Annotated in this window: 12 protein-coding genes; 2 read left to right on the forward strand and 10 right to left on the reverse strand. The window is 65.0% G+C overall.

Translation table 11 applies throughout. The annotated features are described in order from the left end of the window. Positions 1-63: 63 nt before the first annotated feature. The 6 genes from ACIGKL_RS14935 to ACIGKL_RS14960 form a co-directional block, all read right to left on the reverse strand. Positions 64-732, reverse strand: coding sequence for a methionine ABC transporter permease (locus ACIGKL_RS14935; protein ID WP_397487398.1), 669 nt, complete (start codon positions 730-732; stop codon positions 64-66). Further along, positions 732-1739 carry a methionine ABC transporter ATP-binding protein gene (locus ACIGKL_RS14940; protein ID WP_397487399.1) on the reverse strand — a complete coding sequence of 336 codons (1008 nt, stop codon included), beginning with the start codon at positions 1737-1739 and terminating at the stop codon, positions 732-734. Before ACIGKL_RS14940 ends, ACIGKL_RS14935 begins: the two co-directional genes overlap by 1 nt. Before the next feature lie 212 nt (positions 1740-1951). After that, positions 1952-2785: a PA5502 family lipoprotein gene (locus ACIGKL_RS14945; RefSeq protein WP_397487400.1), complete on the reverse strand. Its 834-nt coding sequence runs from the start codon at positions 2783-2785 to the stop codon at positions 1952-1954. A 121-nt stretch (positions 2786-2906) separates the two neighbouring features. Next, positions 2907-3695: a zinc ABC transporter permease subunit ZnuB gene (gene znuB / locus ACIGKL_RS14950; protein WP_397487401.1), complete on the reverse strand. Its 789-nt coding sequence runs from the start codon at positions 3693-3695 to the stop codon at positions 2907-2909. Further along, entirely contained in the window at positions 3695-4483 is a 789-nt protein-coding gene (gene znuC / locus ACIGKL_RS14955; RefSeq protein WP_397487402.1) for a zinc ABC transporter ATP-binding protein ZnuC, read from the reverse strand. The genes znuB and znuC overlap by 1 nt, the downstream gene beginning before the upstream one ends. Continuing rightward, on the reverse strand, positions 4480-4965 hold the full coding sequence (locus ACIGKL_RS14960) for a Fur family transcriptional regulator (RefSeq protein WP_397487403.1): 486 nt from the start codon (positions 4963-4965) through the stop codon (positions 4480-4482). The genes znuC and ACIGKL_RS14960 overlap by 4 nt, the downstream gene beginning before the upstream one ends. A gap of 66 nt (positions 4966-5031) precedes the next feature. On the opposite strand from ACIGKL_RS14960, the gene znuA reads away from it, so the two are divergent. Then, positions 5032-5985 carry a zinc ABC transporter substrate-binding protein ZnuA gene (gene znuA / locus ACIGKL_RS14965; RefSeq protein ID WP_397487404.1) on the forward strand — a complete coding sequence of 318 codons (954 nt, stop codon included), beginning with the start codon at positions 5032-5034 and terminating at the stop codon, positions 5983-5985. A 276-nt stretch (positions 5986-6261) separates the two neighbouring features. Beyond that, positions 6262-7503 (forward strand): MFS transporter, encoded by a 1242-nt coding sequence (locus tag ACIGKL_RS14970; RefSeq protein WP_397487405.1) that lies wholly within the window; start codon positions 6262-6264, stop codon positions 7501-7503. A 130-nt stretch (positions 7504-7633) separates the two neighbouring features. Here the strand turns inward: ACIGKL_RS14970 and ACIGKL_RS14975 are convergent, their stop codons facing one another. From ACIGKL_RS14975 to tssI, 4 genes are all read right to left on the reverse strand, one after another. Next, a complete protein-coding gene (locus ACIGKL_RS14975; protein ID WP_397487406.1) occupies positions 7634-8020 on the reverse strand; it encodes a hypothetical protein in 387 nt (128 codons plus the stop codon). Between the two features lie 97 nt (positions 8021-8117). Beyond that, positions 8118-8774, reverse strand: a complete 657-nt coding sequence (locus tag ACIGKL_RS14980; RefSeq protein WP_397487474.1) for a hypothetical protein — start codon at positions 8772-8774, stop codon at positions 8118-8120. 545 nt (positions 8775-9319) lie between these two features. Next, positions 9320-12622, reverse strand: a complete 3303-nt coding sequence (locus ACIGKL_RS14985; RefSeq protein WP_397487407.1) for a hypothetical protein — start codon at positions 12620-12622, stop codon at positions 9320-9322. After that, positions 12619-14760 (reverse strand): type VI secretion system tip protein TssI/VgrG, encoded by a 2142-nt coding sequence (gene tssI, locus ACIGKL_RS14990; RefSeq protein WP_397487408.1) that lies wholly within the window; start codon positions 14758-14760, stop codon positions 12619-12621. Before tssI ends, ACIGKL_RS14985 begins: the two co-directional genes overlap by 4 nt. Positions 14761-14828: the final 68 nt, after the last annotated feature.

The following is a 14828-nucleotide window of genomic DNA, read 5'->3' on the forward strand; positions in this document are numbered from 1 at the left end:
TGGGACTCCTTGTGGGATGGGGAGGGTGGGCGTCGCCGGATGAGCGTTCGCCCGCCGTTGAATTCATTTACGCGAGAAATGCACCACCAGACGGTCGCCGACCATCTGCAGCACCTGCACCAGGATCAGCAGGAGGATCACGGTCACCGCCATCACGTCCGGCTGGTAGCGCTGGTAGCCGTAGCGCACCGCCAGGTCGCCGAGACCGCCGCCGCCGATCAGGCCGCTCATGGCGGTGTAGGAGACCAGGGTGATGGCGGTGACGGTGGCCGCCGCGAGCAGGCCGGGCAGGGCCTCGGGCAGCAGCGCGCGGGTGATGATCTGCCAGGTGCTGGCGCCCATGGCCTGGGTCGCCTCGATGATGCCGCGCTCGACTTCGCGCAGGGCGGTCTCCACCAGGCGCGCGAAGAACGGCGTGGCGCCCACCACCAGCGGCGGGATGGCGCCGGCCACGCCCAGCGAGGTGCCGACCAGCAGCTCGGTGAAGGGAATCATCAGGATCAGCAGGATGACGAAGGGCACCGAGCGCAGCACGTTGACCACCAGCGACAGCACGCCGTACAGCGCCTTCTGTTCGAACAGCTGGCGCGGGCCGGTGAGAAACAGCAGCACGCCGAGCGGCAGGCCGAGCAGCACGGTGAACAGCATCGAGCCGAGCAGCATGTTCAGGGTGTCGAGGCTGGCCTGCCAGATTTCCGGCCAGAACACGTTGGGTAGCAGTTGTTCGAGCATCAGCGCAGTACCTCCAGATGCACCTCGGCGGCCGCGAAGCGCGCCAGCGCGGCATCGATGTCGCCACCGGTGAGGGCCAGGGTGAGCTGGCCGTAGGGGCTGTCCTTGATGCGGTCGATGCGCCCGGCGAGGATGCTGTAATCGACTCCGGTCTCGCGCGCCACGGTGCCCAGCAGCGGCGCGTAGGTGGCCTCGCCCTGGAAGGTCAGGCGCAGGATGCGGCCCTGCACGTGGGCGAAGTCGTCGCGCTGCTCGGCCTCATCGACATGCTCGGACTCCAGCACGAAGCGCCGCGTGGTCGGGTGCTGCGGGTGCAGGAACACCTGCGCCACCGGGCCTTCCTCGACTATGACGCCGGCGTCCATCACCGCCACGCGGTCACAGACGCGGCGGATCACGTCCATCTCGTGGGTGATCAGCACTATGGTCAGGCCCAGTTCGCGGTTGATCTCGGCCAGCAGCTGCAGCACGGCGCCGGTGGTTTGCGGGTCGAGGGCGCTGGTGGCCTCGTCGCACAGCAGGATCTTCGGCCGCGTGCTCAGCGCCCGGGCGATGCCGACGCGCTGCTTCTGCCCGCCGGAGAGCTGTGCCGGGTACTTCTTGGCGTGCTCCTGCAGGCCGACGCGGGCCAGCAGCTCGGCGACCCGGGCGTCGATCTCGGCGCGGTCCAGCTCGCCGGCCAGGCGCAGCGGCATGGCGATGTTGTCGGCGACGGTCTTCGACGACAGCAGGTTGAAGTGCTGGAAGATCATCCCGACCTGCTGGCGAAAGCGGCGCAGGCCCTGGGCATCGAGGGCGGTGACGTCGATGCCGTCGATCTCGATGCGCCCGCCGGAGGGCTCCTCCAGGCGGTTGATCAGGCGCAGCAGGGTACTCTTGCCGGCGCCGGAATGGCCGATGATGCCGAACACCTGACCGCGTTCGATCTGCAGCGCGGTCGGCTGCAGCGCGGGGATCTCGCGGCCGGCGACGCGGTAGGCCTTGTGGACGGATTGAAACTGGATCACGCGAACGACCTTTTGGGTATGTTCAAGGGCGGGCTCCACGGTAGGTGAGCCGGCCAGCGGGCGCCGGGTGGGCGCAAAGGGGCGCTAGTCTACCCGGCCGTGTTTAGGCCGAGAAAATCTTTGTTGGCCTATGGTTATTACAAAATCGCATTACCGACGCCGAACCGTAGGGTGGATGACGCTTCGCCCATCCACCAGCGCCACGGATTCGCTCAGCCGCGCTGCGGACTCAGCAGCAGGCGCGGCACCTGTTGCGGCACGATCTTCTGGCTCAGCTGCGGGCGAAAGCCCGGATCGAGCTTCTTGATCCGCGCCGACAGCAGCGCCGCGACCCAAGGATAGTCCTTGGCCTCGCGCACTTCGATGCGCACGGCGCAGCGGAAGGTCACCACGTCCGCCGCCACGCCATCGAGCAGGCGGCGCAGGTGCTCGTTGTCCTGCTTGTCCAGCATCGGCATGGCCACTGCGCTGCTGGCCGCGGCGGGATCGATCAGGCGCGCCCTGGGCGGCTCGGCGATGGCTGGCGCAGGAGCGGGCGCGGTGATTCTGGCCGGAGCGGCGGCGGCCAGGCGTTCGGCGGTCGCGCGTTGCTGGCTCAGCTGTGCCTGACGCTGCGCGTCGAGCCGGGCGGCGCGCGCCAGCTGTTCGGCGGCGTCGCGGCGGGCGTCGCGGGCATTCTCGATGGCCTGCTGCAGATCGCCGCTCAGCGCCGGGGCCTGCGGCAGCAGGCTGCGCGCCTGGCCGAGGGCCTTGGCGGCGCGATCCAGGTCACCCTGCTGCAGGGCTTCGCGGCCTTGCTGCAGATAGGCATCGGCCAGCTGGCGGCGGTACTGCTCGAGGCGGGTGTCGCCGGCGGCGCGGCGCTCGAGGGCGGCGAGCTGGCTGCGGGCATCGTCCAGCCGCTCCTCGGCCAGGCTCAGGTCGAGCTGACGCAGGGCGAGCACCAGCTCGTCGACCGGCGGCAGCGGCTGCTGCGGGGCCTGCTGGCAGCCTGCGAGGAACAGAACCAGCAGCAGGGGGAAACTACGGAAAACGAACGACTTCATGACTGTGCGTCTCGGATTGCGCAAAAAACGCGCAAGCATACCGGGTTGCCCCGGCGATTTCACGCCGATCGGCCAGGCCGTAGCCCGGATGCAATCCGGGGGCGCAGGGTCGAGGGCGCTATCAGGCGTTGCGCTTGGGCAGGGCGAAGCTGGCGAGAAACAGCGCGGCGGCGCTGACGACTATGGACGGCCCGGCCGGGGTGTCCTGGAACCAGGACAGGCTGAGCCCGGCGCAGACCGCGAGCAGGCCGAGCAGGCTGGCGCCCAGGGCCATCTGCTCCGGGGTGCGCGCGTGGCGCTGGGCGGCGGCGGCGGGGATGATCAGCAGCGAGGTGATCAGCAGCACGCCGACTATCTTCATCGCCACGGCGATCACCACGGCGATCAGCAGCATCAGCGCCAGGCGGATGGCCGCCACCGGCAGGCCCTCGACCCGCGCCAGCTCCTCGTGCACGGTGATCGCCAGCAGCGGCCGCCACAGCAGCGCCAGCAGCACCAGCACCAGCGCGCTGCCGCCGAGGATCCAGGCCAGGTCGGCCGGGCCGACGGCGAGCAGGTCGCCGAACAGGTAGCCCATCAGGTCGATGCGTACCTCGTGCATAAAGCTCAGCACCACCAGGCCCAACGACAGGGTGCTATGGGCGAGGATGCCCAGCAACGTGTCCGAAGCCAGCGGCTGGCGCTGTTGCAAGGTCACCAGCAGCACCGCGAGCAGCACGCAGCCGACCGTCACTGCCAGGGTCGGGCTGACGTCGAGCATCAGGCCGAGGGCCACGCCGAGCAGGGCGGCGTGGGACAGGGTGTCGCCGAAATAGGCCATGCGTCGCCACACCACGAAGGAGCCGAGCGGGCCGGCCACCAGGGCCAGCGCCAGGCCGGCGAGCAGGGCGTTGAGGAGGAAATCGGGCATCAGTGTTTGCAGTCCGGGCCGTGCACGTGGGCCGGGCCGTGGATGGTCAGGCCCGGCTTGACCACGCTGCCGTGCAGGTCGTGGTCATGGTCGTGATGGTGGTGGTAGACGGCCAGGCTCTTGGCGTCCTGGCCGAACAGTTCGATAAAGGCCGGGTCACCGCTGACCTGTTCCGGGTGGCCGGAGCAGCACACATGGCGATTCAGGCAGACCACCTGATCGGTGGCGCTCATCACCAGGTGCAGGTCGTGCGAGACCATCAGCACGCCGCAGCCGTGGCGCTCGCGCAGGCGCGAGATCAGCCGGTACAGTTCGGCCTGGCCGGCGACGTCGACGCCCTGTACCGGCTCGTCCAGCACCAGCAGTTCGGGCTCGCGCAGCAGCGCGCGGGCCAGCAGCACGCGCTGCAGCTCGCCGCCGGAGATGCCCTGCAGCGGGCTGTCGATCACCTGTTCGGCGCCGACTTCAGCCAGTGCCGCCAGCGCGCGCTGGCGATCCACACCCGGCACCAGGCGCAAAAAGCGCAGCACCGACAGCGGCAGGGTGGCGTCGACATGGAGCTTTTGCGGCATGTAGCCAATGCGCAGGCGCGGCGTGCGGCGCACGCTGCCACGCTCGGGCTGCAGCAGGCCGAGTACCACGCGCACCAGGGTGGTCTTGCCGGCGCCGTTGGGGCCGATCAGGGTGACGATCTCGCCGGGCTGTACGCTGAGCTGCACGTTATCCAGCACCGGCTGGCCGTTGAAGCTGACAGCGACGCCGTCGAGGCGGATTAGCGCGTCGCTCATGCCGTGCCCTTGCAGCCGGCGCACAGGCCGACGACTTCCACGGTCTGACCCTCGACGACGAAACCGACGCCGGCTGCACTGTCGACGATGGCCTGACTGATGGTGGCTTGTTCCAGTTCGGTCGCCGCATGGCACGCTCGGCAGATCAGGAACTGGCCCTGATGCGGGTGCTCGGGATGGCTGCAGCCGACGAAGGCGTTAAGTGATGCGATGCGGTGCACCAGGCCGTTTTCCAGGAGGAAATCCAGCGCCCGGTAGACGGTCGGCGGCGCGGCGCGGCGGCCGTCCTCGTCGCTCAGCACGCCGAGGATGTCGTAGGCGCCGAGCGGCTTGTGGCTGGCCCACACCAGTTCCAGCACGCGCTTGCGCAGGGCGGTCAGGCGCAGGCCCTGGCGCGCGCAGATGGACTCGGCCTCGGCCAGGGCATGGCTGACGCAGCGGGAATGATCGTGGGGGCGCGAGGCCAGGGGCGTGTCGGTCATGGGCAAGGACGGCGCGGGCTGGAGACGTTATTATATTACCCGTTCAATCCCGCCCGAGTATGCCCCGTGTCGCGTCTTTTCTGCCTTATCGCCCTGCTTTTTGTCGCCAACGCCCAGGCCGAGGTGCGCCTGCTCGCCAGCATCAAGCCGCTGCAGCTGATTGCTGCGGCGGTGCAGGACGGCGTCGGCGTGCCCGACGTGCTGCTGCCGGCCGGCGCCTCGCCGCACCATTATGTGCTGCGCCCGTCCGACGTGCGGCGGGTGCGCGAGGCCGACCTGCTGTACTGGATCGGCCCGGACATGGAAGGTTTCCTGCCGCGGGTGCTGGCCGGACGCGACAAGCCGGACGTGGCGGTGCAGGAGCTGCCCGGCCTGAGCCTGCGTCATTTCGGCGACAGCCATGCCGAGCACGCTCATGACGAGCATGAGCATGAGCACGACGGGCATGGCCATGATCAGGCGGACGACGGCCTGGGCCATGACCACGACCATCGCCCCGGCAGCCTCGACGCCCACCTCTGGTTGCTGCCGGCCAATGCCCGGGTGATCGCCGCGCGCATGGCCGCCGACCTGGCCAATCTCGATGCGGCCAACGCCGCGCGCTACGCCGCCAACCTGCAGGCCTTCGAAGCCCGCCTGGATGCACTGGATGGCCGTATCCGCCCGCAGCTGGCGAGCATCGCCGACAAGCCCTATTTCGTCTTCCACGAGGCCTACGACTACTTCGAGGCCGCCTACGGGCTCAAGCACGCCGGCGTGTTCAGCGTGCTCGGCGAGGTGCAACCCGGCGCCCGCCACGTCGCCGCCATGCGCCAGCGCCTGCAGCAGGCCGGCCCCAGCTGCGTGTTCAGCGAGCCGCCGCTGCGCCCGCGCCTGGCGGAAACCCTCACCGCCGGCCTGCCGGTGAAACTGGCCGAGCTGGATGCGCTCGGCGGCGAGCTGCCGGTGAGCGCCACGGGCTACGAGCAACTCCTGGAAAACCTGGCGAGTGGCCTGACCGAGTGCCTGAATAACCTCTAGCCCTGCAGGGGTGGAACACGCTTTATCGTTTCACCAGAGAGCGACAGCCGAGCCTTTGTGGTGGATGAAAAAGGCGCCATCCACCCTACGCACTGTGTAGGAGCGAATTCATTCGCGATGGAAGCAGCCCCGGATTGCATCCGGGCTACGGGCTGGCCAGGCTTTTGTGGGAGGGGCTTCAGCCGCGACCTGCCAAGCTACGAACTGTAACCACCCCCACGTTGCCGCTCGCAGGCGCAAACCACTAGGCTTGCGCTTTTGCCGCGAGCGCCCGCCATGTCGCCATCCGCACCTCGCCCGTCCAACGCCACGCTGGTGCTGCTGGCCTCGCTCTATTGCGCGCAGGGCCTGCCGTCCGGGTTGATCGCCCACTCGCTGCCGGTGCTGCTGCGCCAGCACGGCGTCGACCTGGCGCTGATCGGCCTGCTCAAACTGCTGGCGCTGCCCTGGCTGCTCAAGGTGTGCTGGGCGCCCTGGATCGACCGTCTGGCCTCCTCGCGTCTGGGCCATCACCGCGGCTGGATTCTGCCGCTGCAGACAGGCGTGATCCTCTGCGTGGCTGCGTTAGCCACGTTGGCGCCGCAGACCCTGTTCGGCTCAGGCCTATGGCTGCTGCTGGGCCTGTTGCTGACGATCAATTTGCTGGCGTCCACCCAGGACATCGCCACCGACGGCCTCACCGTGCGCCTGCTGCCCGAGCGCTGGCGCGGCCTGGGCAACAGCCTGCAGGTCGGCGGCTACAAGGTCGGCATGATCGTCAGCGGCAGCGGCCTGCTGCTGGTGATCGACCCGCTGGGCTGGAACCTTGCCGTTGGTCTGCTGGCCGGGCTGATCCTGCTGATGACGCTGCCGATCTGGCTGTTCCCCGAGCGCCGGGTATTGCCCTTCCAGCCGGCATTGGCGGAAAGCGCATTGGGCCCGCGTCTGCTGCTCGAGCACTACCGCGGCCTGCTGGCGCAACCCGGCATGCTGCTGTGGCTGACGGTGGTGCTGACCTTCAAACTGGGCGATTCGCTCGGCTCGCCGATGATCAAGCCGATGCTGGTGGACCAGGGGTGGAGCAGCGCAGCGCTCGGCCAACTGACCCTGATCAGCAGTCTGGCCGGCATCGCGGGCGCCTTGCTCGGCGGCCTGCTCTACGCCCGCATCGGCGTACTGCGCGCGCTGATCCTGTTCGGCGCCCTGCAGGCTCTCGGCATCGCCGCCCTGGCACTGTTGGTGGGGCAGGGCGGCAATGTCGGACTGGTCTACGCCGTGACCCTGTTCGAGCAGGTGGCCGACGGCATGTCCACCGTCGCCCTGTTCGCCGCCATGATGCGCATGTGCCGCCCCGAACACGAAGGCGCCGACTTCACCCTGCAGGCCTCGGCGCAGTTGCTGCTGTCCGGCTTTGTCGGGGCCAGCAGCGGAGTGTTGGCCACGGCGTTGGGCTATGAGGGGTTGTTCATTGGGGCGGGGGTGTTGGGGTTGTTGGTGTTGCTCGTCGTGCTGATGCATGCGCGCCGTGCTCAGGGTTGAAAGCGGCGTAGCTTGTCCAAGGAATAGCCCAATGGTTCCAGGGAGGTTTTTAGCGTCTGGCTATATTGCTCCAGCTCTGGCATCGATAGCTTCAGTGCCAAGCGCCACTGCCTGCCCCCGTTGTCCTCGATCACCAGGCCGCGATCTCGGCTGAACAGCCAGCCATTTTGCTGTTAGGGTGCCACTGAAACAATCTGCTTGCGCAGCAGCTTTTCCTGCCAGAGGGGTGGTTGTCGCATAGCATGCGCAGATGCAGCGCGTTGCGCTGGAACTCGGTGTATGGATCGCCGCTGCGTAGTGGGTCTTTCGAACCACTCAGCCAGTAGATCAGCCCGCCAACGAAGACGCTGGCGACCAACGTCATCAGCAATGTTTGGCCTCCAGACAGTTTGAACAATCCAATAAAGGTCAACCCGAACGTCATCAGTGTCGAGCTCCAGCGCATGGCACTGGAGTGGCCGAAGGTGCCGTGCTGGTAGATGCGCTCCAATATCTGGTTGTCGAGATGCAGGCTCATGTCCATTCCTTGGTAAATACCCCGTGAAAGGGTTGGTTTTCGAGCATTGTGGCCAATTGGCGTTACTGTAGAAGTTGCATGTGGATGAATGGTCGGGTCAGTCTTGCTGTTCAGCGCTGACGTCACGCCGATGGGTGTTATCGAAATCGTCGCCTTTGGGCGTGGCATGAATGCCCTTTGCCTCCTGGTTGCGGTAGTAGCGTTCGATGCTGAGATGAGGGTCGATGCTGGCGCGCAGGGTGCAGGGCTGCTGCTGCCAAGGATGGCTGGCCAGGTTCTCCCTCAACTTTCGGGACGCGGAATTGCGTTTCCAGCCGTCGAGGGTGCGGTCGCGCCAGTAGCGTTCGGGGCGGTCGGTGGCGGCGTCGTGAGCGGCGGTGACGGGGTCCAGGTGACGACTCTGCTCCAGGACGGGCAGGTCGGGCAGCGGTTGTTCGATATCCATATAGCGCTGCAGCGTATCCCAGAAGGAGTATAGGTTGGCCTTGTCGAGGCCCAGGCTGTGCATCTTCATGCCCAGGCAGACTTTGGTGTCGGTATAGCGGTGATGCAGCCAGAGCACATAGTCATGGCCGCCATGCGGGGTGATCTGCAGTTGCATCACCGGGTCGAATTCGTAGAAGGGGGCGACGAAGGGCGAGCGGAAGCGCCTGCCGATCCGCAGCATGCCGTCGCGCCGATTGAAGCCGCTGCCGTCATGGGTATAAATCAGGGAATAGAGGCTGATCAGCAGATCGACGCCGATTACTGCCATAAAGAGCAGAACTGCTCCAAACCAGAAGGCAGTTTGTTCTCCCCAATAGCCCCAAAGAGCACCTTGGTCCCAGGCAATGGCAGCAGCGGTAATTGCGCCAAACACTCCGCCTAACATATAGGCCAGCCAGGGTCTTGATGAACCGTAAATAACTAGGCTGACGATCATTATAAAGAGGCCTAGTGTTGTGACCAAGAAGTTACTGTTAAAAATATCTGCTAGCTTTAGTGTCCACGGAAAGAAAAATGACATTAAGCAGCAAAGTTTTAATATGAATAAAAAATGCAATAGTTTGCCGCTGTTCTCAAAGTTCCAGCGTTCAGCGTCACAGTAAATCTGTTGTTTGCGTTTTTCCTTGGTTTGCCGCTCATAGGCCAGATGGGCCTCGCCCATAAGCTGGCCTTCGATTTCGGATATCGAGTCCAGATTGGCGTAATGCCCCCATTTAAGAGCTGTATCGAACAGGCCTTGCTTGTCGCGAACTGGTGCAGGGAGAGCGGGCGCGGCCTGGCCACGATAGGCGGCAGGGCCGTAGGTTTCAGTCGTCATACCTTGAATTCCAGGGTTTCGATCTGCCAGTAGGGAACTTCGTCGGCCCTGGCGTTTAGCGCCGGCGGCTTGGCGAAGGCGGCTTGATAAGGTTGCCAGGTTTTCGGGTTGGGCTGTGGCAATACCAATTCGTCGGAGCGGTCGGCCTCCTTGGCGAGTCGGAATTGACCGAAGACCTTGAGGCGCTGGGTGACCTTCTGCCCATGACGTTGCAATGGGGTAAGCGTCATCACGGGGAATTGCTTCGGCAAGATATAGAGCGCCGAGGCAGCGTCTAGGGGGTGTGCGGTCAGCTTGGCCTCGTCGATCAGGCGCCGCTCGGTGCGTTCCGCATTGAAGGCACCATTGAGTGGAAGCACCGCGACTTCTTCCCGGGCAAAGAACTGAAGGTGCTGGGCGTCGAACAGGCCCAGCAGGGGGGAGTGGATACGTACCGCCCAGTCGTCGCGCTCGAAGGGCTGGGCCGAGGTGCGACGGCATTCCAGGGGCGCGTTCAGCGGGGCACGCTGCCGGTTGAGGCTGCCGATACCCGCACGCACGCCCGCAGGCGCCTGGTCCAGCCAGTCGCCCAGGCGGCTGACCTGGATCATGGGCCGGCCGAGAATGCCGAGTAGTTGCTGGTAGGCGATATGTGGGTCGCTCAAATGAGCGAAGCGCTGATCGTCACCGAATACTTTGTCGAGCACACTGGTTTGGCCATGATCTTTACCGAAAGGCCCATTCTTAATCAGGGCCTCGACATCGCTGTCGACCAGCCAGCCGGCCAGGATGCTGCCGCCGATAAACAGCACCGCCCCGGCCACCAGAACCACCGGATTGATGCACATACCCAAGGCGTAGGCCGTCCAGGCCGCCCCGCCTGCCGCCGCCGCGCCATAGGCCAGGGCGGCATCACGGTCGCCTTGGTGCCAGGCACGCTTGGCATCCCAGACGGTAATCGCCGTCGTAAAAAGCATGGCCCCGCCTGAAAGAGCGCGCAGTACTGGCAGACGCGGATTGCCCGTTTGCTCGGCCAGATTCATGGCCCAGCGGGTGGAGATTCTGGAAACCTCGAGCCGTGGTTTATTCAGCAAGGTAACGAGCTGGTGTTCGCCGCCAAGAAGAAATTTCGATAGGTTGCCCAAGGCAACAGCAGTATCAGCCGCTGCAGATATGTATCCGGCGCGATAGCGGTCTAGACCATCCCCCGCCTCCCGTTGCAAAGCCTTCATCCCTTCAATCTGCGCACTCAGGTTGTACATGGCGCAGGCTACCGCAACCACGGGTAGGGAGGGTGACTGCGCGGCTGTGTCGAGCTTGCTGGCCACCGCATGCTTCCAGGCGCTGTACTTGACCACCTCCGGATGGTCGGCAGGGGCCGCGATGATGACCCCGGGCCCATGATTGGGCAGTCCCGGTCCCACCTGACGCGGGCTGGTGGAACCGATGACCTGGCCCTCCGGGTTAGTGACGTTCATGTACCGGTAGTTTTTGCGGGTGAGGGCCGCCCGCTCCGTGGCGGTCAGGCCATAGCGCAGCCCCTCCCCTTGAACGCCCAGAATCCGTAGGTTCGAGGCCTGGGCCTGTGCTTCGCTGACCAATTGAATGCCACGCCAGCTGGGTGAAAGTTTCTCGAGCACACCGTGAGTCGGTGCGAACAGGCGGCGGAACTCGATGGCCACTTTCACGTTGGCATCGTTCAAGCGCTGCACCTGGGTCAGTACGGCCATGGAGAAGGTGTCCATGAAGTCGCCGATCAGCGCATGTAGGTTCTTGTAGACCAGCCCCTTGTCGGTGTCCTGCGGATCGATGTCTGCTATGTGCAGCAGGCTGTTCATACCCATGCGTTGTGGATCGGGTTCGCTTTTTTTCGCGGCCAGGTCAATAAGCCGTTTTACCGCCTCGGGCAGGGTGCCATCCGCCTGCGCCAGGAAGGGCTTGGTGAGTGGGTGATGGCCGGTTAGGAGGCGTTCGCTCAACTGAGCGATACGGGTTCGCAACGAGCTGTTGGCATTGGTCGGAGACAAGGCATCGATATGCTCGGGCAGTTTGCTCAAGGTGCCGAATATCTCGCTGAGTAACTGGTAGGGTTCCAGCAGGCGTTCGTCGCGGGTGTATTGCCAATCCCATAGCGCTGCCGTCAGTGGCACATCCGATAGGAGGTTGACCAGATATTGCAGCCGGGACGACAGGGCGGTTCTTACCAGCTTGCGTTCGCCCTCGAATACGGCGTCGTGAAATTGCTCGAGGTGCAGGTGTTTTCTGAACTTGCCCAGAGGGCTGCTCGGGCTTTGCATGACCGAGCTGTACAGCGCATGGGCGTAGCGACCATTGGGGCGATGCGGTACTAGCGCATTGAGAGTGAGCAGGTAGGATTCCGCCAGACGCGCTTGCGCACCAGCATGCCTGAGTGCGAACAAGGGGTCGTCGAGCATCAGCCCGACCAGCCGCGGGTGGGCCCGCATATTGCGTTCCGCAAGCACATCCGCGCCGGCCGCCAAGGTGGGCAGCGGTTGCGGGGAGGCGCTTCGGGTCGCAGCAGCAAGCTCCTCCAGGCGCATCTGCATGCGGCTGCTCATTTCGTTCGAGGGGATGCTACTCAGACTGGGGGTGAACAGAGACGGATCGCCCAACAGGCTCTCGATGCTGAAATCGCGCGCTCGAAAGCCGTCCGCCTGCGCGCTGATCACCACCGCCGGCATGGCCTGCGTCGGCTGCCATTGATCCGCCCCAACGACCGCCGCCGACCAGGCGAAAGCGACGATCTGGGCACGGCTTTTGACTCGATTCCGATCTTCCTCCAGCCAGCGGATATATTCCCAGGTCCAGGGCTTCTCGCTGTAGGCCATCAGGTAGTTGTTGGCGACGGGCTGGCCCTGCACGAGGATGGGGATCAACAGGACTTGCTGCTGCTTGCCGACGGATTGCCGATCATCGGCAGCGCCCCCGCTCTCGGCCTGCTTGCGCCAATGGGCGAGATCGACATCCTTCATGTTGCCTTTGCCGTCGCACAAGACCTCACGCCAAAGCTTGCCATTCTGAAACACGTAGATGCGCCCCGGGCGTGGCAGCGCTCCCCGAGGCGCCTCGTTGTAGGCGTCATGTCCTGGCAGCTTGGCCAGCGGCATGATGGCCAGGAAGGTGTTCTGTTGAATGTTCTCTTCTTCTTCATGGCTGCGCATGTCGACAGCGATGGGCAGGGACAGTTTTCCGCCATCCTCCCGGTCGACACTCAGCACGAGCCTCTTGCGTTGAGCGTTATCGTAATCAGTACGCTTGCGAACACCTTGCTCGATAGGTTGATCCTTCAACTCGCTCATGCGTCCTCCTCCGGGTCGAGCAGTTCAACTTGCCCGCCTTGCTCCGGGTCGCCCCAGACGTCCACGATCAACTGTTGCGGCCCCTTGACCCCTTTTTCTGTTGGGGCTGGTAACGGGTTCAGATTGGCAGTGCCGGTTTTCTCGCCTACTGGCGCGGTATCTGCGGGTTTGGGCAATGTCGGGGCGATGGACGCAGCGCCCGAACCGCTGCCCGGCGCGCCGCCAGAGTTGATCTTGATCACCGGCCCGACCAGGGTGATGCCGCCGCCGTCGAGTTTGATAAAGCTGCCGCCGCCCTTGAGGGTCAGTTCGCTGCCGGCTTCGAGCACCACTTTGAGGCCGCTGGATAAATGGATCTCGCTGCCGGCCTGGATGAACTGGCCGTTGCCTAGCTTGATGTGCTGGCTGTCGCCGACGGTGAGGTGGTCGTTGGCCTTGATCTCGGTCTTGCGGTCGGCGTGGGTGGTGCGGTGTTCTTCGGCCTTGAAGTGGCTGTAGGCATTGGCCTCGACGGTGTCGTGGCGTTCGTTGCCGACGCGGATCTTCTGGTCGTGTTCGATGTTCTCGTCCCAGTCGCGCTGGGCGTGGAGGTAGATCTGCTCGGCGCCCTTGCGATCCTCGATGCGCAGTTCGTTGTAGCCGCCACCGCCGGGGCTGCTGAGGGTCTTGAACACGCTACGGGTCTTGTTCGCCGGTAGCTCATAAGACACGACGTGTTCGGCGTGGTACAGGCAGCCGGTAACCAGGGGCTGGTCGGGGTCGCCTTCGAGGAAGGTGACCAGCACTTCCATGCCGATGCGCGGGATGGTGATGGCGCCGTAGCGATCACCGGCCCAACTGGAGCTGACGCGTAGCCAGCAGCTGGTCTTGTCGTCGGCCTGGCCCTCGCGATCCCAGAAGAACTGGACTTTCACCCGGCCATATTGGTCGCAGTGGATTTCTTCGCCGGCAGGACCCGTGACCACGGCGCTCTGGCTGCCGAGGATACGCGGCTTGGGATGAGCCAGCGGCGGGCGGAAGGGCACGTCCCACGGCGTGGCGGTAAAGCGGTTGCGGTAGCCTTGGTGGAAGTCGGTGTCGTCCTTTTTCCCCTCTCCCCAGCCCTCTCCCCGGAGGGGAGAGGGGGCCGTCCAGCGTAGATCGCTCGTGATGGACTCCTCTAGCACTTGTGGCTGTTTGCCTTCATGCCGCACTTCGGTGAGCAGCCAGAGCTGGTTCCAGGCGTCGCGCGGATGGCCTTGCAGGTCGAGGAAGTGGCCGCTGACCAGGGTCGGCGAGTCGCCGTCGCCCTGGGCCAGTTCGAAGTCGTGGCGGTGGCGCTCCAGGGCGCGTTTGGCCAGGTGCTTGCCCCGTTCGCGGTCGGTATAGCGGCCCGGGTAGTCGTAGTCTTCCAGCTTGGGTTGGGCGTCGCCCTCGGCCTTGGCTTCCAGCTGCAGGCGCGGTTTCTCGAAGTCGTAGTCGCGGCGGGTGACCTGGCTGGTGCGGGTTTCCACCCGTACGCCGAAGTGCTTGATTACCGGGTCGTCGGCCACCAGGCCGCTGTCCTGCTGGTAGGCCAGCGGCGCCAGGCGCGGGAATAGGGTCTGGTCGTCGCCGAAGCACAGCACATGGCCTTCGCGGCTGTGCTGGAAGTGGTAGTGGATGCCTTCCTCCTCGCACAGGCGCTGGACGAAGTGCAGGTCGCTCTCGTCGTACTGCACGCAGTACTCGCGCTCGGGGTAGAGCGAGCCGAGCTGAAACTGGTAGGCGTCAGCCTGGATGCCGTGTTCCTCGAGCACCTGACCGATGATCTGCTCCACCCTCAGGTGCTGGAAGATGCGCTGGTTGGTGCGGTGCGCCAGGTAGGCCAGTTGCGGCACCAGGGTCAGGCGGTAGCGGGTCAGGCGCTTGCCGGATTCGCCCTGGGCGATGCGGTGGATCAGGCCGTGGATGCCGGCGCCGTTCTGGTCGAAGGCGAGAAAGGTGCGCTGATGCAGCAGGCTCTCCAGATCGAGGTCGGGGCGTTCGCTGATCAGTTCCACGTCGAAGGCGTAAGGCTGGCTGATCGCCTCGCGCCCTTTGAACTCGAGCACCTGCAGGTCGTGCTCGACGCCCTCGATGCTGAGGCTGAAATGGGTCTGGTTGGCCTGGGCGAACATTCGTTGTTCCTCGTGTTTCGTTCCATGAATCGGCCGGGCATTTTACCCAGGCGTCGACCGGATAACTG

Source organism: Pseudomonas sp. NPDC077186 (assembly GCF_044543505.1).
Lineage (GTDB): Bacteria > Pseudomonadota > Gammaproteobacteria > Pseudomonadales > Pseudomonadaceae > Aquipseudomonas.